Origin of the sequence: Nocardia sp. NPDC051981 (assembly GCF_040680715.1) — a bacterium.
In the GTDB taxonomy this organism is placed as follows: domain Bacteria; phylum Actinomycetota; class Actinomycetes; order Mycobacteriales; family Mycobacteriaceae; genus Nocardia.
In genome coordinates this window covers 116,562-135,444 of record NZ_JBFAXK010000001.1, presented here as the reverse complement: position 1 = coordinate 135,444, position 18,883 = coordinate 116,562, and the positions used below count along the sequence as shown (strand labels likewise).

Sequence of the window (18,883 nt, the reverse complement as noted above, 5' to 3'; positions counted from 1 at the left end):
GGCTCCTCGGACAGGCTGTGACGTGGTCCATCACAGGGACCGCACAGTTCGAAGGGGAGTTCTCGCAATGAGTTCCATGCGACCGGGCCGCGCCGGTGGTCTCGTCGGTCGCGACAGCGAGCGCGAGGCATTCACTCGATTGCTCGACGCCGTGCGCGCCGGGGAGAGCCAGGTCCTTGTACTCAGAGGTGACGCGGGCATAGGCAAGTCGGCACTGCTGGACAATCTCACCAGCCGGGCAACCGGTTTGCGGGTATTGCGCGTGATCGGCATGCAGTCGGAGATAGAACTGGTCTTCGCGGCTTTGCATCAGCTGTGCGGCCCGCTGCTCGATCGGGTGGGCAAACTGCCAGCGCCCCAAGGAGATGCGCTGCGCACCGCGTTCGGGCTGAGTGATGGGCCGGCGCCGAAGCCGTTCATGGTGGGGCTGGCGGTACTCGGTTTGCTGTCGGAGGCCGCCGAGGATCAGCCACTGCTGTGCGTAGTCGACGACCATCACTGGGTGGACCGTGCCTCGGCCCAGGTCCTCGGATTCGTGGCGAGACGGCTGGCCGCCGAGCGTGTTGGGGTGGTCTTCGGAACCCGAGTCGCAGCAGAGGAATTGGCCGGTATCCCAGAACTTGCCGTGACGGGCTTGTCGGCCCGCGACGCGCACGCGCTGCTCGAGTCCACGATGTCGGGATCGATGGATGCCCGGGTACGGGACCAGATCGTGGCCGAGACCCGCGGCAACCCTTTGGCCATGCTGGAGTGGGCACGCGGAACAACCTGGAATCGCCTCGCCGGCGGTTTCGGGCTGCCCGACGCGGTCACGTTGTCCAGCCGGATCGAGGACGGATTTCGCCGGCAACTCGCCGCAATGCCCGACGACACGTGCCGCCTGCTCCAGCTGGCCGCCGCCGACCCGTCGGGCGATGCCGCACTGGTGTGGAAGGCGGCGTCGGCGCTGGGTATCGGGCTGTCGGCGGCGACCCCCGCGGTAGAAGCGGGTGTCGCGGAATTCAGCACGCGGGTCTGGTTCCGGCATCCGCTACTGCGGTCAGTCGCCTACCGGTCGGCAAGCGACTCCGATCGTCGCGACATCCACCGGGCGTTGTCCGAGGCGACCGACCCGACCCTCGATCCCGACCGCCGGGCCTGGCACCGGGCCCGGGCGACCGTCGGCCCGGACGACGACGCCGCCGCGGATCTCGAGCGGTCCGCCGCCCGCGCCCAGGCACGCGGCGGCCCCGCTGCCGCAGCGGCGTTCCTGGAGCGGGCGGGGCTGCTGTCCGCGGATCCCCGGCAGCGGATCGAACGGCTATTGGCGGCCGCGCAGGCGAATCTGCAAGCGGGATCCTATGATTCGGCGCTCGGGTTGCTGGCGACGATGGAGGTCGATCCGCTGGATCCGCCCCAGCACGCGCGCGCGGACCTGTTGCGCGGGCAGATCGCCTTCGCGTCGGGCTCGGGCAACGATGCGCCCGCGCGCCTGCTGCGCGCGGCGATCCGATTGTCGGCCTTGGATCTGGACCAGGCGCGCGAGACCTTTCTGGCCGCCTGGATCGCGGCGGTCTTCGCGGGCGGACTCGCCTCCGACGGCGATCTGGCCGAAGTGTCCAGGGCCGCACAACGTTTGCCCCGGTCGGTGCGTCCCGGTAAGCCGGAACAGATCCTGCACGCGTTGTCGCTGGCCATCACGGCGGGCCCGGCGCAGGCGGCGCCCGCGCTGCGCGAAGTGGTCGATGCCTTCGACGGCACCACCGAATCACCCGAGGACGTGCTGCGCTGGAGCTGGCTCGCGCACGCGGCCGCCGTCGCCCTGTGGGATCACGGTGCCTGGCGGCGGATCCTCGGGCGCAATGCGGAGGTCGTTCGCTGTGCGGCGGCCGCTGACCTGCTGCCGGTCGTCTTGTCGGCGCTCGGCGCGGTCACCGCGTGGACCGGAGACTTCGCCGCGACCGCCGCCATCGTCGCCGAGTCGGAGGCCGTATGCCAGGCGACCGGGGCCACCGCGTGGTCCTTCGCCCCGATCATTCTCGCCTGCCTGCGCGGTGACCGGGCCGGCTCGGAAGCCCTGGTCCGCGCGACGCTGGAGGTGGCGACCGTGACGGGGAACGGCGGGGCCATCACCTTCTGCGGTTGGGCAATGGCCGTGCTGCACAACGGACTCGGCGATTACGAGGAAGCCGTCATCGAGGCGGTCCGCGCCCGTGAGACCTCGCCGGACATCTTCATCGCGAACTGGGCACTGCCCGAACTGGTGGAGGCGGCGGTACGCACGGGCCGGACCGAGCTCGCGCGGTCGGCGGTGGCGCAGCTGGAGCGGGTCGCGATGGCGGGTGGTACCGAGGAGGGGCTCGGACTGGTGGCGCGCTCCCGGGCGTTGACGTCCGCGGGCGAAGCGGCGAGGCAGCTCTACAAGGAGGCGATCGCTCGGCTCGCACGGACCGAGCTGCGCCCCGAATTGGCACGCGCGTATCTGCTTTTCGGCGAATGGCTGCATCGGGAAGGGCTGCGTGAGGAGGCCCGTGAGCACCTGCGCACCGCCCACGACATGTTCGTCGGCATGGGGACCGCGGCGTTCGCCGAGCGCGCTCGGCGCGAACTGCTGGCCACCGGAAAACGCGTGCGCCGCCGCCAGATCGATCAGGCGGACGCGCTCACCGACCAGGAAGCGCTCATCGCCCGGCTCGCCTGCGACGGCCGCACCAACCCGGAGATCGGCGCCCAATTGTTCCTCAGCGCACGCACGGTCGAATGGCACCTGCGCAAGGTGTTCGCGAAGCTCGACATCGGTTCCCGCCGCGAACTCTCCAACGCCCTGGCCCAGCGAGCCCGATAGACCGGCCCGACGCCGGATCCGATTGCGGCACAAGCCTCGAGCGACGGTCCTGCCCGGCACCCTGGCGCCCACTGGTCGAGTACTGAGCCGGGGTCGGTACCAGGGATTCTCCCGGGCGCGAGCCGGTGCCCGGCGGCGCGACGCTGATCGAGTCGCTGCCACACCGGGCTGGGACATCGGCGTCGAACTGGAGAACCACAATGTTCAGCAATCCCCGCTATGCCGTCGGCTTCATGGCCGTGCTGGTCGCCACTTTCACGGCGACACCGATCTGGGCTTCCGGACCGGTCTCGGAGGCCGCTGGTCCGTCCGTCGTCCTGCCCGCCGGCGGACGCCTCGACTCCCCGGATGGCCCCGGCAAGCCGAAGCCCGTCAAGCCGACCATCGTGCTGGTGCACGGCGCATTCGCCGACGGCTCGAGCTGGCAGAAGGTCACCGAATCGCTGCAGCGGGACGGGTACACGGTCATCGCCGCCGCCAACCCGCTCGAGGGCCTGGCGCAGGACGCCGCGCGGCTGAGCTCCACCATCGCCCCCATCGAGGGGCCGATCGTGCTCGTCGGGCACTCCTACGGAGGAGCTGTCATCTCGCAGGCCGCCGAGGGTAATCCCAAGGTGAAAGCACTGGTGTACATCGCCGCGTTGATCCCGGACACCGGCGAGCAGGTCAGCGCGCTGGTGGCGCGGGCCACGACGTCGCAGCTCGGTCCCGCGCTGGTGCCGACGAATTACACCAACGCCGACGGCAGCACGGGCACCCAGCTGACGGTCAACCCCGACAAGTTCCGCGATGTGTTCGCCGCCGATGTCCCTGCCGACGTCACCCGTGTGATCGCCGCCCAGCAGCGGCCGACCGACGCCGCGGCGTTCTCCTCGGTTCCGACCGCCGCCGCGTGGCACACCATCCCGTCCTGGTCGCTCATCGCCCGCCAGGACCTGGCGCTCAGTGCCGACCTGGAGCGTTTCGAGGCCGATCGCGCCCACAGCACGACCGTGGAGGTCGACAGCTCGCACGTCCCCATGTTCTCCCAGACCAAAGCGGTCACCGACCTCATCATCGACGCCGCCAACTCCACGGCACGATAACCGCCGCACCAGGTTTCGCCCCGCCCGAGTTCTCCGGGCGGGGCGTCCGCGTATCCGGAGGATGCAGCCGGGCATCATCGGGCCGCGCCAGTACCGTGGCCCGGGTATGGACCCGGGGTTCCCCCAGGCGCGATCAGCTGCTCGCCCGGCGAGAGTGGAGACATCGATTCGAATGGCGCACCGCCATCGAATTCACCAACTCCTCCTGCCCGGAAGGTGATCCGTCATGCCGTTCATCACCCTGCGCGACGGCGCTCAGAAGTACTACAAAGACTGGGGCGACGGCCGCCCGGTGATCTTCTCCCACGGCTGGCCGCTCAACGCCGACGCCTGGGACACTCAGGCGAATCTGGTTGCGGCGGCGGGATTCCGGGCCATCGCGCACGACCGCCACGGGCACGGTCGACTCTCCCACGTGGGAATTCTCCAAGGACACCTACGACGTCACCGCCGCAGCCTTCGACAATCCGGACTTCGTTCCCATTGTGATCGGTAACTATCGCTGGCGTCTCGGATTGGCGCCCGCCGAACCGGACTACGCGGACGCGGAAACCACACTGCAAGCGGCTCCGCCCATTCGGTGCCGACGATCACCATCGACGGCAAGCACGATCCCTTCACGCCGGCTGGGGACGGCGCGGCCTATCGAGGCAGGTTCACCGGCAAATACGACCACCGGGTGTTCGAAGTCGGGCACAACGTCCCGGCCGAGGACCCGGACGGCTTCGCACAGGCGGTGATCGACGCCGACCGACTCTGACGACAGATCAACCGATTCAGGAGACAGCAATGACAGAAACCAGTACTGCCCCAAGCATTTCCGGTCTTCCCATCGTGGTTGCCGTCGACGGCTCGGAGACCTCCTACCGGTCTGCGGCCTGGGCCGCGGTCGAGGCCACACAATACGATCGGCCGCTGCGGATCGTCACCTCGGCGGCACTGCCGACGGTATGGGCGCCGGACCTGATCTGGACGGACCGCGACATCGAGTCAGCGCACGACGAGGGCCGCAGAGTGGTGGCCGAGGCCGCCCGCGTCGCACGCATCGCGGCGCAACGACCCATCGCGGTAAGCACCGAGGTGACCTTCGACCCGATCACCGCCTACCTGATCGACGAATCGAGGCGGGCCCACACACTGGTGCTCGGCAGCAGCGGACTCGGTGCGCTCGGCCGCGGATTGCTGGGCTCGGTGAGCGGCGCGCTGACCCGGCACGCGCACAGTCCGGTCGCTGTCGTGCGCAGCTTTACCGGGCTCGACCCGATCTCGGCCGGCCAGCCAGTGCTGGTCGGCATCGACGGCACCCCGAACAGTGTTCCCGCCCTCGAACGCGCCTTCCAAGAGGCGTCGATGCGCAAGGTCGGTCTGACCGCACTACACGCCTGGACCGACTACAGCGGCTCGCTTCCGTCCCATCTGGACCGCGATTTTCCGCGCGCCGAGGAGGAGGAGATCCTGGCCGAACGCCTTGCCGGATTCGGCGAGCAGTTCCCGGATGTCCAGGTCAGCCGGATCCTGGTGCGCGACAGACCGGTCCATGCACTCCTCGGGGAGTCCGAGCGGGCGCAGCTACTCGTGGTTGGCAGCCATGGGCGAGGCGGCTTCCCCGGCATGCTGCTGGGTTCCACCAGCTCCGCTCTGGTTCACAGCGCGCCCGCCCCGATCCTCGTCGTCCGGCCCGACAGGACTCATACACAGTGAATCGACAATCCCTGGCTCGAACCGCACGAGCCACGGGCCAGGGGTGATCACTGGCGCGAAGCACGACCGGATTGACGGACCGTGGTCTATGCCGCAGGAGGTTCCCGCGGGGCGAGACTGAGGAGCGATTGCCATGGATCTACTAGACGATGTGATCGGCGCGTACGGTGGTGTCGAGCGCTGGCGGAGGATCGACGCCATCTCGGTGCATCAGCGTGTCGGCGGGGTGTTGTGGGTGCTCAAGGGCGTCGACGGGATCATCAACGATTCGACCGTCGAGATCCGGCTGCACGAACAGCGCACGTGGCTCCGGCCGGCGCCCACGCCCGATATTCGACTGTCGTTCAGTCCCGACCGCGTGGCGATCGAAACCGACGACCCCGCACCCCGCACGGTCGAGGAACTGACCACGCCGCGCGACTCGTTCGCCGGGCACGTACTGGAAACCCCGTGGTCGACCTTGCAATTGGCCTATTTCTCGGGCTACGCGATGTGGACCTACCTGTCCGAGCCCTATTCGCTCACCCTGCCCGGCGTCTACATCGAACAGCTGGGCGCCTGGCACGAGCAGGGCGAGACCTGGCGGCGGCTGGCTGTGCAGTACCCGGACACCATCGCCACCCACAGCCCGAACCAGGTGCTCTACATCGACGCCGACGGCCTGATCCGCAGACGCGACTACTCCGTGGAGATCTCGGCGAATTCGCCTGCCGCCCATTACTCGAGCGACTTTCTGACAGTCGAGGGGATCGTCGTACCCACCAGCCGAGTCGTTTACGGCCGCGACGCGAATGGACATCGCGTCGATGATCCGGTCCTGGTCTCGATCGACCTCGACCACGTGAGGATCAGCTGACCTTCACTGCCGCGGCCGCGGTGTGGTGGCCGCGGCCACGGCCTGGGACGAATCCGTCGACACCGGTGATGAAGCTCGACGCGTGGTGATCGCGGGGTCAGCGGCCCGAGGCGAAGCTTCAACCGGCTTGTCCTTCTGCACAGCAGTAGTCGTAGGCGCCTCAATGGGCCTGCGGTGGTGCGAGATGGGCACCCCGATGTGGTCGAGCAGTTCATCGCTTCTCAGTGGCCTCGGCACGTAGTCACACGCGCTGGCCGCGTAGGAGTCACTTATGGCATAGGTGATTGCCATCGAGGGAGACCGCGATGCTCGGAATCGGTGAAGGGTTCCGCAGCTGCCGGCATAGATACGCGCCCGGCAGGACCAGCTCGACCAGCGCCAAGTCTGCATTCCATCGCTGAACCACGGTCAGACTGAAGCATCATTTCTCAATGTTCCTCAGGGACAAGGGCGGTGATGGCGGCAACCTGGGCCGGAGAGAGTTCGATGTTCGCGGCGCCGAGGTTCTCCTCGAGGTGTTCGATGCTGGTCGTACCGGGGATGGGTAGCGCCTGTCCGCCACGGTGCAGTTGCCAGGCAAGGGCGATCTGTTGTGGTGTGGCACGGTGTTCCGCGGCAATGGGATCGATCACGCGGTGGAAGGGCATGCCCTCCTCGCCTGTGGGTACAGCGCCGGGATGCCAGGGCGAGAACACGATGCCCGATTGCTGTGCGAGCTGCCGGACGGCGCTGCCGAGACGCTCGGCAACGTTGTAATGCACTGTGACAGCGGCAATGTCGGTGATGTTGAGCGCCGTCCGTAGCTGGTCTGCACTGACGTTGGAGAGTCCGATGTGGCGGATGAGCCCGTCGTCACGCATCTTCACGAGGGTTCCGACGATGTCCTCGAAGGGGGCGTCGGTCATCGTCGGCGTATGCAAGTAGTACAGGTCGATGTGGTCCAGGCCGAGCCGGCGAGCACTCATGTAGGCCGCTTGCCGCAGGTAGTTCCGGTTCCCGACCGCGCCCATATCGCTGTATTCCGGGCCACCGCGGACGAAGCCGCCTTTGGTGGCGATCACCAAATCGTCCGGATAGGGGTGCAGGGCGTCGCGAATGAGTTCCTCGTTCGAGTGGGGCCCGTAGACATCGGCGGTGTCGATGAAGGTCACGCCCTTCTCGACGACGGTGCGCAGCAGTGCGATACCGCGTTCTCGGTCGGGGTATTCGCCCCAGACCTTCGGTCCGGTCAGCTGCATGGCGCCGTAGCCGACGCGGCCGACGGTCAAATCGCCGCCGATGGTGATGGTTTCGGTTGCCGCGGTTGTCATTTCGCGTCCTCCGGAGGTTGAAAGTCGGTCCGCTTGCTCAAGTAGGCCCATTTCTGATCGGACGCCGATTGTCGTTCGAGGATGTCGGCGGCGCGTTCGAGCGCATAGCTGCCGAGCAGCAGTCGAAGCGGCGGGTCGGCGAGCCCGACGAGTTCGATTATGACCTCGGCGGCGCGGTCGGGGTCGCCGTCCTCGCGGCCGTGATTGTCACGCAGTCGCCTGATCATCGCCCCGACTGTCGGTTCGTAATCGGGGTCCAGAGCGTGTGCGGTGCGCATTGACGTGCCTGCCCAGTCTGTGCGGAAGCCGCCGGGTTCGATGATGGTGACCTTGATGCCCAGCGGAGCGACCTCTGCTGCGAGCACCTCGGAAAATCCGCCGACCGCGAACTTGGACAGCTGGTACGCGCCGAGTGCGGGTGAGCCCTGCCGGCCGCCGATCGACGAGAATTGGATGATGTGCCCGGCGCGCTGGCGATGCAGTACCGGCAGCGCGGCGCGCGTGACGTTGACGACGCCCCACAGATTGGTTTCCACCTGGGCGCGCAGATCGTCCTCCGTGATGTGTTCGATCGAGTCGAGATTGGCGTAGCCGGCGTTGTTGACGACTACATCGAGACGCCCGAAACGCTCGACCGCCGCGGCGACGGCAAGATGGGCCTGCTCAGGTCGGGTCACGTCGAGAGTGAACGGCAGTACCCGATCGCCGAATTTCTCAGCGAGATCGCTGACGGCCACAGGATTTCGCGCGGACGCGACGAGATTGTCGCCGGCGGCGAGGACGGCACGGGCAAGGCTGAAGCCGAAGCCGCGCGAACTTCCGGTGATCAACCACGTCCTCGGGTTCATCGTCGGCATGTCGTAACTCCTTGAACTGGAGAGGGACTCGGCCCCATGGCGTTCCGGCCACGGGGCAGCCCTGCTGCTGAGGGCCCGTTCAGGGCACCGTGTATCCGCCATCGACGGGAATGGTCGCGCCGGTGATGAAGCTCGTTTTTCCGGAACTGAGCCAGACGACGGCGTCGGCGATCTCGTCCGCCGTCGCAATCCGCCCGAGCGGGTGCGAGGCGATGATGGACTTCATCGGTTCGGTGTTCGGGTCCTGTGTGGCGATCATGGGGGTTTCGACCAATCCGGGTGCGACCGCGTTGACGCGGATGCCGTAGGGCGCGGCCTCGAGCGCAGTGCTCTTGGTCATGGCGATCGTGGCCGCCTTGGTGGCGGTGTAGCCGGAGAAGCCCGCCACCCCGACCAGGCCGGCGCCGGAGGCCATGTTCACGATCGCACCGGATCGCTGTGAGACCATCTGCTGGAGTTCGTATTTCATGGCGAGGAAAACGCCCCGGAGGTTCGTGGCGATCATGCGATCGAGCATGTCGGCCGAGTACTCCCAGGTCAGCTGGTACTCACCGTCATACCCGGCATTGTTCAACGCGATGTCCAAATGGCCGATACCCGAGACCGCGGCCTCGACGGCCCGTTTCAACTGCGTTTCCTCGGTCACGTCGGCCACCACGAATCGCGCTGTACCGCCTGCCGATTCGATCTGCCGGACGGTCTCCTTCAGACTTGCCTCGGTGCGGCCTGCGACCGTCACGATCGCCCCTTCGGTCGCTAAGGCCAACGCGCTGGCCCGCCCGATACCGCTGCCGCCGCCGGTGACGAGTGCCGACTTTCCATTGAATTGCTGTGCCATTTCTCTTGTCCTTCTGGTGTTTTCAGCCCTGGAGCGAAGTGGTCGAGCGGACGATGATCTCGTTGACGTCCACGCCCTCGGGCTGGCCGACGGCGTAGTCGATGGCCGCGGCGATCGCGGAGGCGTCGAGACCGGCTCTGCCGAGTGCGTCTCGGACCGCGGCCTGCAGTTCGGGAGTGCCGCCAGAATGGGTGAGTTCGGTGCGGGTGAGCCCGGGGTTGACGAGAGTGACCCGGATATCGGCGGTCTCCTGGCGCAATCCTTCGGAGATGGCGCGCACCGCGTACTTCGTCGCGGAATAGACCACCCCGGTCGGATCCACCCGGTCGGCGGCGGTGGATGCGATATTCACGATGTGCCCGGACCGGCGCTCGCGCATCGACGGCAGCACCGCCGCGATGCCGTGCAGCACGCCGCGCAGGTTGACGTCGATCATCTGGTTCCAGTCGTCAACTCGCAGGTCTTCGACCATGGACAGCGGCATGACGCCGGCATTGTTGACCAGGACGTCGACCCGCCCGTGGCGGGCGAGCACGTCCGTGACAACCGCTCGCACATTCTCCAGGTCTGTCACATCGAGCTGCGCGTACTCCGCGTCGTGTCCGGCTTCTTTCAGCTCGGTGACCAGCTGAGCCAGGCGGTCCGTGCGCCGCGCGCCCAGGACGACGTGATGCCCGGCGGCGGCCAACCTGCGGGCCGTGGCCTCGCCGATACCGCTGGATGCTCCGGTCACCAAGATGATCTTGGATTCGTTCATTTCTTTGCAACCTCCGTCAGTGATGGGTGGGACCCATTGAGCACACCACTGACGCAAAATCCCAGGCAGACTACGGTTTTTCCCGTGGCACGACGTACCGGGGGTACAGATGTACCCCCTCTGTGTCCCGAAGGCCGTTAGCCTGGGCAACCGTGATCGAAACCGACCTTCGAGAGTTCCTGCGGTCGCGGCGGGCGCGAATAAGCCCAGAGGCGGCTGGGCTGCCTCCGCATCCCGGTATCCGCCGGGTACCGGGTCTGCGCCGCGAGGAAGTCGCTCAGCTGGCCGGGGTCAGCGTCGATTACTACGTGCGGCTCGAGCGTGGCCGCAACACCCATGTCTCGACTGCGGTGCTCGATGCAGTAGCCCGCGTTCTGCAGCTCGACGACACTGAACGCGATCACCTGTTCGCCTTGGCGAAACCCACCGGCCCACAGCCACAACCGGCCGTTCAGCAGGTACGCCCAGGTCTGCTGCGGGTCCTGGACAACATCACCGCGATCCCCGCAATGGTCCTCGGACACCGCCTCGACGTGCTGGCGATGAACCACCTGGCACGTACCTTCTACCCCGGCTTCGACGACGTCGCGGCCGGTGAGTGGAATATGGCCCGCTTCATGTTCCTCGACCCCGCCGCCCGCGATCTCTACCTCGACTGGTCCGAGACCGCACGCGAAAACATCGGCATGCTGCATCTCTACGCCGGCCACCACCCCCACGATCCGAGGCTCACCGCACTGGTCGGCGAACTGTCCGAAGATCCGGATTTCCGCCGTTGGTGGCCCCGGCAGGACGTCTACCGGCCGACCTTCGGCACCAAGCGCTACCGCCACCCGATCGCCGGGGAACTCAGCCTCGGCTTCGAAGCCTTCACGCCCAGCGGCGATCTCGACCAGACTCTCGGCCTCTACACCGTGGAGCCCGGATCCCCATCCGAAAAGGTCCTGCGAACACTCTGACACTCGCCCCCACGCGAATATCGAATTGCTTTGCGCGCCTGCAGCATAGGCGCTGCCAGGAATGCAGTTGCATTGGAGTCGATTTCGACCTCAGTCTGCCGCAGGAAGGGCATCAGCCAGCTCACGGCGGGAGGCGATCCCGAGTTTCGCGAAGACCTTGTGTAGATGCCATTCGACCGTGCGGGCGCTGATGAACAGCTGTGCACCGATCTCGGGGTTGGTTCGGCCGTCACGGGCGAGCTGGGCGATGAGTGTCTCCTGTGCGGTGAGCGGGTCGGCCTGGTCGGTGCCGAGTTGGCGGACCCGTTCGCCAATGGCCAGCAATTCACGGCGGGTGCGCTCGGCGAAGGCACCCATATCCATTGCCGTGAGCATCGCGTAGGCGGTTCGCAGCTCGGCCCGGGCATCAACGCGGCGACCGGCCCGGCGCAGCCATTCCCCGTAGAGCAGGTGCGCGCGAGCGAGTTCGGGGCGTAAGCAGGTCCGGCCGAGCCGGTCGATGGCTTCGCGGTACAGCGCGTCGGCGGCGTCGCCACCGCTCACCAGCGCCCGGGACCGCGCCAGCAAGCCCAGCCCGGCTTCCGTGCTCCCAGGACGCACGGATTCCTCGAGCAGCGCCAGCGCCTTGTTCGCGAGATTGGTATCACCGGTTCGGCAAGCGGCCTCGACAACTTCGGGCAATGGCCAGTGCGCCAGGACGTAATGCCCTGTGCTCTCCGTGGCCGACCGTGTCACGTCCATCGTTTGCCGGTACTGGCCGAGACCGTTGTGCAGCACCGCCATCACCCATTGCGCCCAAATCAGCGTGCAGCTGTTGCCGGTGGCTCGGGCATCGTCGATCACCGGTTGTACGAGCAGTTGGGCGACGGCGCGATCACCGCGGAAGCAGGCGAGCAAAATCGAAGGGAGAGCGAGCGCGGGGGCCCCGGTGGCCTGGCAGATCGCATCCGATTCGGCCATCAAAGCGGTCGTTGCCACGAAGTCACCCGACCATGCCTTGACCGTGGCGAGGCTCGACAGCGCGATGGGCATCATGTCGAGAGCCCCTGCCGCCCGGATGCTTTCGACGTAGCGTTCGAGGATCGAGCGCCATGCGTCGTGATCCCACAGCGCGATGGCCACCGGATGGGCGAACCAACTCCAGCGGAGCACCTCGTCCGCCGAATTGTCGGCGTGTGCGAAGAGCTCCACCGCCACCCGCATGGCCGGCGCGGCAGCTGCGAGACCATCCACCACCATCGACGACAGCGCGTCCAGAACCAGCTCGGGCTTGCCCGGCAGGTCGGAGCGAGGCAGCAGCTCCCGAGCGGCGTACGACACCTCGGGCAGACCGCCCCCGGACACCGGATTGCCAGCGAAGAACGCGGCTATCCACGCCGTCAGGTAGATCTCGCGAGCCTGGTCGATATCGAATTGCTGTAGCCGTGTCGCCGCACGCAGCAGCAAGGGCGGAGCGGAACGGCTCATCCCCGACGCGAACGCCACCTGGCCGTGCAGCAGATCGGCCGTGGCCTGTTGCAACGGATCCAACGGCTCGGCTTCGACATTCGCCAGCAGTCTCAGTGCCGCGTCGTAGTTGCCGGCTTGCAGGTTGGCTTGTCCGGCCGCGAGCAACCGCTCGCCACGCCTGCTGTCGTCCGCCGAGAGCAACGCGGCCCGTTCCAGGAACGCGGCGGCCGCGGCGGGTCCGCCGCGGGCCTGCGCGCGAGTGGCCGACCGCTCGAGTTCCGCCGCGACGTCCTCATCGGGTGCGGTCGTGGCCTGAGCGCGATGCCATGCCCGGCGATCGGGATCCAGCTCCGGATCGGTCGCTTCGGCCAGAGCCACGTGGATGTCGTGCCGCTCCGGGACCGACGCGGACCGATAGACCGCCGACCTCAACAGCGGATGCCGAAACCACACCCGGGCCGCGAACTCGGCGAGCCCCGACTCCACCGCGGATGTCGCGGCATGGAACGGGATTCCGAGCGCCGTGGCGGCCCGCCATACCAGCGCGGCATCGCCCGACGGATCGGCGGCCGCCAGCCGCAGCAACCGTTGTGTGTATGCCGGCATCGCCGCCAGCTGCAAACGGAACCCTTCCTCGATCCGATTCGACAGGGCCGAGACCGTCAGCAGGCCGAACCCGCCGGCCAGACCGTGCGGGGTGGCGCTGCGCACCCACTCCAGCAGAGCGAGTGGATTGCCGCCGGTTTCGGCCACGATCTGATCCCGCACTCGGACGTCCATAGCCCCGGTCAGCGCGGAATCCAGTAGCACCCTGGCGAATTCGTACGACAACGGGCGCAGCGGCAACTCCGGAATACCTGCCAGCTCGGCGGTGAGGCCGCGGGTACCGAAAACCAACCCGACCGGTTCGGCGGCGAGTCTGCGGGCGACGAAGCCCAGTGTCTGGGCCGATGCTCGGTCCAGCCACTGGAAATCGTCGACCACACACAGCACCGGCCGTTCCGTAGACGTCTCCGCCAGCAGTCCGAGCACCGCCAATCCGATCAGGAACGGCTTCGGCGCGGGCCCCTCGCAGAGCCCGAACGCGGCCTTCAGCGCGTTGCGCTGAGGATCGGGCAGCGTGTCCACCCGGTCGAGCATGGGCGTGCAGAGCTGATGCAGGCCCGCGAAGACAAGTTCCATTTCCGACTGCACACCGACGACGCGAAACACCTGGCAATCGGTCGCCTGGCTCGTGAGGTGGTCGAGCAAGGCGGATTTCCCCACCCCGGGATCACCGCGGAGTGTCAGCACCCGGCTTTTCCCGGTACGCACTGCTTCGAGTAGCTCACCACAGGTTTCCAGCTCGGCGGCGCGACCGACCAGGCTCGTCGAGCGACGTAGCTCCGGAGCAACCATCGACCTCGAACCATTCTCCGCCGGAAAAGGATTCGATGGTCGCACGATTTCGCGCACGATAACAAGCGCTCGATGTTACTGCCGTCGTCGGCCGTATGCCCCTGCAATCGGCTCCCAGCGATGCCTCAGCTATCGCTGGGGGTGTCGATTGATCAGGCTCGGCACCCGGGCTTCGGTGATTTTGGTTCGCAATTCCTTCAACCCGGCCACGTACGCCTCGGAGAAGGTCGGGAAGGGCTGCACCACATCACGCAGTACGCGGAGCGGGACTTGTGCTCGGATGGCGAGGGTGGCCTGTTGCAGCCATTCGCCGGCTTCGGGTGCGAGTGCGTAGGCGCCGGTCAGGCGTTCGCCGTCGCTCAGCAGCGTCAGAAACCAGGGAGTCTCGGCGTAGGACCGGGTGAAGGTGGCGGTCTTGGCCACGTCGGCCAGCCGGACCGTCGCGCTGAATCTGTCCTGGACTACGCCGACCGACGCTGCCTGCGGATCGGTGTATACGACGTTCGGGATGGCCCGGTAGTTGGCTTCGCGGGGTTCGCCCAGAATGTTGGATGCGACGACCTCGCCTTGGTACTTGCCCATGTGGGTGAGCAGGCGCACCCCGTTGACATCGCCGATGGCCCACACCCCGTCCGCAGCACGAAGACTGCCGTCGACGGGGATGCCGGTCGCCTCCGCGGTGATACCGACTGTCTCCAGCCCGATTCCGTTGACGCGGGGCTTGCGGCCGGTGGCCACCAGCAGCCGATCGCCCCGGCGTTCGGTGCCGTCTCCGAGGCTCAGCACGAAGTCCGCGCCGTCGCGATGCACTGCGGTGGCGCGTACCCCGAGCACGACCTCGATGCCGTCGCGGATCAGTACCTCGGCGAGACCCCCGCCGAGCGGTGCGGGCTCGCGCGGCAACAGGTGGGTGCCGCCACCGATCAGCACGACCTCCGCACCCAGTCGGCGGATGGCCTGCGCCATTTCGACGCCGACGGGCCCGCCTCCGAGAACGAGCAGTCGACGTGGAATGGCGGTCAGACTTGTCGCCTCCCGGCTGGTCCACACGTCCGGCAGTCCGGCCAGCCCAGGGAGGGGCGGCAGGATCGGTTCCGAACCGGTCGCGATGACAACGTGATCGGCGGTGTAGCGCCCGCCCGCGACCTCGACGACACCGCGTCCGGCAAGTCGCCCCGCGCCGCGGATCAGGTCGATGCCCTTGCTCGACAGCCAGCCTTCGGCGCTGGTGTCGGAGTAGTTCGACACCATGAAATCTCGCCAGGCCAGCGAAGCCGCTACGTCGATCTCCGCACGCGCTTGGGCTTCCCGCGCCTGCTGGACAGCCTCGCCGGGACGCAACAAGGTCTTGGACGGGATGCAAGCCCAGTAGGAGCATTCGCCGCCGACCAGCTCGCGTTCGACCACGGCGACCCGCAATCCACCGTCGGCCAGTTCACCCGCGCAGTGCTCGCCGGGCGAGCCGCCGCCGAGGACGATGACGTCGTAGTCCTTCACGCTCCCACCCCCTGCTCGTCTTCGCGCCGACCCAGCTGCTGGTTGAAGGTCTCGGACTGGTTGGATCGAGGTTCCATCGCCGTTGCTCCTCTCGTGCGGATTGCTGCCTGGGTCCAGAATCCGCCCCAACCGGTCCGGCTCGCACCTGTGTTTCCCCCTGGCAGTTCCCCTGGGCACTGGCGGGATCACGCCGGCGTGGGTGGCGAAGGCTTTACTCCATCCTCGGGTCGAGCACGGCCAGGGCGGCCTTCAGTTCACGTCGTGAGCCGATACCAAGCTTGCCGAACACCTTTCGCAGATGCCATTCGACAGTGCGGGCGCTGATAAACATGAGCTCGGCGATATCAGGGTTGGTCCGGCCTTCAGCCGCCAGGCGAGCGATGAGGGCTTCCTGATCGGTGAGCGTGCCGCCGGAATCGACCGTGCGTTTGCGGGCGCGCTCACCGCAGGCGAGAAGTTCACGACCGGCCCGTTCAGCGAAAGCTGTCATACCAATTCCGGACAGCAGGTCATGAGCGGCGCGCAACTCGGTGCGCGCGTCCTGGCGGCGGTTCTCCCGGCGCAGCCACTCGCCGAACAGCAGTCGGGCACGGGCGAAGTCGGCGCGCATGCCGGTGCGGCCGAGGCGGTCTATCGCTTCCCGGTAGAGCTCCTCGGCTTCGGGACCGGAGCTGAGCAGAGCGCGCGACCGCGCCTCGATACCCAGGCCGAGATCGGTTCGAGTGGCCTGGGTGCTCCGCGCGAGCTGATCGAAGGCAGCGCGGGCAGCCTTCGGATCTCCGGTGCGGGTGGCCGCCTCGATCAGTTCTGGTAGAGCCCAGAGCGAGATGTACAGGCCCGGCGCGTCCAGGGCGGCTTCGCTGGCCATCGTCAGTGCCCGGTCATAGCGGCAAAGGCCATTGTTGAGAATCGAACCCGCCCAATTGGCGCAGGCTTCCGCCGCGCCCTGCCCCTGCGCGCGAGCCGCGGTCGCAGTGGTTTCGATCAGTCGTGCCGCGTCGTCCTCACTGCCGCGCATGGCGGCCAGAATCACTGCGGAGAACTGCGCGGCCTGGGTGCCGGTTGCCTCGCTGATGGTGTCGGATTCGGTCACCAGCGTGGCCGCGGCCTGGAAGTCACCCGCCCAAGCGGTCGCAACTCCCAACGCTCCCAGGGTGACTGGGAGCTGGTCCAGTGCGCCCACTTCCCGGGCGAGTCGAACCTGGCGGGTAAGCAGAGTGCGCCACTCGCCGAGGTCCCAGAGGGCGCTGGCCGTGGCCTGGGCGAACCAGCCCCATCTGAGACGTTCAGCGGTATCGATCTCCGTGTCGGAGAAGGTATCCACGATCCGCCGCAGGGCTGGTGCCGCGGCCGCTGGACCCGCGGTCACCCACTCTGTCAGCGCGGACAGGATCGAACCGGGAAGGTCGGGCCCGGCCACTTGCGGCGGCAATTCCTGTGCGGCGGTGGATATTTCCACGATCCCGGCGCCCGTTGCATATCTGCCGGCGAAGATCGCCGACATCCACGCGGTCAGGTAGGTGTCGCAGGCCAGATCGCGATCGAGGGGTTCCAGACGTCTGGCGGCGGCGAGCAGCAGAGGAGGGGCGTCGCCGCTCAGTCCGGAGGCGAATCGAATGTGTGCGCGCAACAGCTCGATTCGCGCTGCCTGCAGGTCGTCGTGCACAGTCATGTCGGCCATCGCCAGCAGATCCGTGGCCGTTCCGAAGGCACCCGCTTGCAGGGCCGAATCCGCTGCCGCCAGGATGCGTTCCACGCGTCGCACCGGGTCGACGCTCATGAGCACCGCTCGCTGAAGGAAGGCTGTGGCGGCGGCCTGCCCACCTCGGGCGCGGGCACGTTCGGCCGATCGCTCGAGGTCGGCTGCGATGTCCTCGTTCGGCCCGGCCGCACTGTGGGCGCGATGCCAGGCCCGCCGGTCGGCATCGGCGACGGGATCGGTGGCCTCGGCCAGTGCGAGGTGGGCGGCCTGCCGGTCCTCAGGCGAGATCGACCGGTACGCCGCCGAGCGCAGCAGCGGATGACGAAACCGCACGCGACCGTCGAACTCCGCGAGACCTGCCGCCGCGGTCGCGGCGTCTTCGAAAGGGATACTCGAGCGCTCCGCCGCTCGCCGGATCAGACTTACGTCCCCGGAAGGATCTGCGGCAGCCAGCAGCAGCAGCCGACGGCTTCGCGCGGGTAGCGCCTCGAGCTGCTCTCGGAAGTTCGCTTCGATCCGCTCCGGGACCGGCATGACGCCGGGCAGGCCGAATCCGGCCGCCAGCCGTGCTGGTGTCAGGCTTCGCGGCAGTTCGACCAGAGCCAGCGGATTGCCACCGGTCTCCGCCAAGATCTGCTCCCGGACTCGCCGATCAAGCGGCCCGGTCAGCACCGAGTCCAGGAGATTTCGGGCGTCTTCGTCGTGCAGACCGGTTACCGGCAGCTCGGTCAATCCGCCAAGGTCAGCTCCCGGATCCCGGGTCGCGAACACCATGCCCACGGGGTCGGCGTCGAGCCGACGAGCCACGAAACCCAGCGTCTGCGCGGATTCCTGATCGAGCCACTGGTGATCGTCGATCAAGCACAGCAGCGGCGATTTCCTAGAAACCTCGGCCAGCAGGCCGAGTACGGCCAAGCCAACCAACGAACGATTCGGAGCCAGCCCGTCCGCAAGGCCGAAAGCAACCCTCAGTGCGTGCTGCTGTGGTGTGGTCAACGCGTCGAGCTGGGCGAGCATCGGTGCGCAGAGCTGATGTAGGCCTGCGAACGGCAGCTCCATTTCCGATTGCATACCGGTCACTCGCGCTGTGCGGAATCCCTCAGCCAATTCGGCCGCGTGCTCGAGCAGCAATGTCTTGCCGATTCCGGGCTCGCCGCGGACGACCAGCACCCTGCTCGTACCGGTCCGGACTGCCGCCACCAGTCCCTTCAATACTTCGCGTTCGCGCCAGCGATTCACCATGCCGGGCGTACCGAAAGATCCTGTGCCACTCATCTCGGTACCGAATCCTCCCCGCAATCAGGCAAACCCACCAGCGGCCGGGACGGGTAACCGTCGTTCCACCCGGATCTGAGAGTGGTCCATCAGTACGTTCGTGACCACTTCGGTGACATCGCCCGGGCGGCCATCCCGAGCTATGAGACGTTGAGAGTCACCTGGCGCGATTGGTTCGGTCCGGGGCGGTGGCCGCCAGCGCTACGTGCGGTCAGCGGCGAAGCCGGTCTCGGGTGAACACACGGTGATCCACCGACCCGGGCAGGCGGTCGCGTTGGACACGACACTCCTGCCGGTCACGGTGCGCGAGAGCGCGTTCGGTGAACTGGTATCGCCACACCTGACCCTGGATCCCGTTCGTACCAAAGCGAAGTC

The 18,883-nt window shown here is 67.3% G+C and carries 14 protein-coding genes; 7 read left to right on the top strand and 7 right to left on the bottom strand.

Going from position 1 to position 18,883, the window contains the following annotated elements; translation table 11 throughout:
- The first annotated feature begins 67 nt into the window (after positions 1 to 67).
- The 6 genes from AB0L60_RS00630 to AB0L60_RS00605 all read left to right on the top strand — a co-directional run bounded on the left by AB0L60_RS00630 (position 68) and on the right by AB0L60_RS00605 (position 6,466).
- Positions 68 to 2,824: an AAA family ATPase gene (locus AB0L60_RS00630; protein WP_364605333.1), complete on the top strand. Its 2,757-nt coding sequence runs from the start codon at positions 68 to 70 to the stop codon at positions 2,822 to 2,824.
- 200 nt (positions 2,825 to 3,024) lie between these two features.
- Positions 3,025 to 3,909 (top strand): alpha/beta hydrolase, encoded by an 885-nt coding sequence (locus AB0L60_RS00625; RefSeq protein ID WP_364605331.1) that lies wholly within the window; start codon positions 3,025 to 3,027, stop codon positions 3,907 to 3,909.
- A 226-nt stretch (positions 3,910 to 4,135) separates the two neighbouring features.
- Complete coding sequence (locus AB0L60_RS00620; protein WP_364605329.1) at positions 4,136 to 4,405, top strand: alpha/beta hydrolase; 270 nt, start codon at positions 4,136 to 4,138, stop codon at positions 4,403 to 4,405.
- A gap of 84 nt (positions 4,406 to 4,489) precedes the next feature.
- Positions 4,490 to 4,669, top strand: coding sequence for an alpha/beta hydrolase (locus tag AB0L60_RS00615; RefSeq protein WP_364605327.1), 180 nt, complete (start codon positions 4,490 to 4,492; stop codon positions 4,667 to 4,669).
- Positions 4,670 to 4,698: 29 nt separating this feature from the next.
- Positions 4,699 to 5,610, top strand: coding sequence for a universal stress protein (locus AB0L60_RS00610; RefSeq protein ID WP_364605325.1), 912 nt, complete (start codon positions 4,699 to 4,701; stop codon positions 5,608 to 5,610).
- 133 nt (positions 5,611 to 5,743) lie between these two features.
- A complete protein-coding gene (locus AB0L60_RS00605) occupies positions 5,744 to 6,466 on the top strand; it encodes a hypothetical protein (RefSeq protein WP_364605323.1) in 723 nt (240 codons plus the stop codon).
- A gap of 428 nt (positions 6,467 to 6,894) precedes the next feature.
- Here AB0L60_RS00605 and AB0L60_RS00600 read toward each other — a convergent pair whose 3' ends face one another.
- From AB0L60_RS00600 to AB0L60_RS00585, 4 genes are all read right to left on the bottom strand, one after another.
- Positions 6,895 to 7,776: an aldo/keto reductase gene (locus AB0L60_RS00600; protein ID WP_364605321.1), complete on the bottom strand. Its 882-nt coding sequence runs from the start codon at positions 7,774 to 7,776 to the stop codon at positions 6,895 to 6,897.
- Positions 7,773 to 8,633 carry an oxidoreductase gene (locus AB0L60_RS00595; RefSeq protein WP_364605319.1) on the bottom strand — a complete coding sequence of 287 codons (861 nt, stop codon included), beginning with the start codon at positions 8,631 to 8,633 and terminating at the stop codon, positions 7,773 to 7,775. The genes AB0L60_RS00600 and AB0L60_RS00595 overlap by 4 nt, the downstream gene beginning before the upstream one ends.
- 79 nt (positions 8,634 to 8,712) lie before the next feature.
- Positions 8,713 to 9,471, bottom strand: a complete 759-nt coding sequence (locus tag AB0L60_RS00590; RefSeq protein WP_364605317.1) for a glucose 1-dehydrogenase — start codon at positions 9,469 to 9,471, stop codon at positions 8,713 to 8,715.
- A gap of 22 nt (positions 9,472 to 9,493) precedes the next feature.
- On the bottom strand, positions 9,494 to 10,228 hold the full coding sequence (locus tag AB0L60_RS00585; RefSeq protein ID WP_364605315.1) for an SDR family oxidoreductase: 735 nt from the start codon (positions 10,226 to 10,228) through the stop codon (positions 9,494 to 9,496).
- Between the two features lie 152 nt (positions 10,229 to 10,380).
- Between AB0L60_RS00585 and AB0L60_RS00580 the strand changes: the two genes are divergently transcribed.
- The gene (locus tag AB0L60_RS00580) at positions 10,381 to 11,187 is read left to right on the top strand and encodes a helix-turn-helix transcriptional regulator (RefSeq protein WP_364605313.1); all 807 of its coding nucleotides are present in this window, start codon (positions 10,381 to 10,383) and stop codon (positions 11,185 to 11,187) included.
- 90 nt (positions 11,188 to 11,277) lie between these two features.
- On the opposite strand, the gene AB0L60_RS00575 is transcribed toward AB0L60_RS00580, so the two are convergent.
- From AB0L60_RS00575 to AB0L60_RS00565, 3 genes are all read right to left on the bottom strand, one after another.
- Positions 11,278 to 14,034, bottom strand: coding sequence for an AAA family ATPase (locus AB0L60_RS00575; protein WP_364605311.1), 2,757 nt, complete (start codon positions 14,032 to 14,034; stop codon positions 11,278 to 11,280).
- Between the two features lie 129 nt (positions 14,035 to 14,163).
- Positions 14,164 to 15,531 (bottom strand): NAD(P)/FAD-dependent oxidoreductase, encoded by a 1,368-nt coding sequence (locus AB0L60_RS00570; protein ID WP_364605309.1) that lies wholly within the window; start codon positions 15,529 to 15,531, stop codon positions 14,164 to 14,166.
- A gap of 211 nt (positions 15,532 to 15,742) precedes the next feature.
- A complete protein-coding gene (locus tag AB0L60_RS00565) occupies positions 15,743 to 18,508 on the bottom strand; it encodes an AAA family ATPase (protein WP_364605307.1) in 2,766 nt (921 codons plus the stop codon).
- Between the last annotated feature and the right edge of the window lie 375 nt (positions 18,509 to 18,883).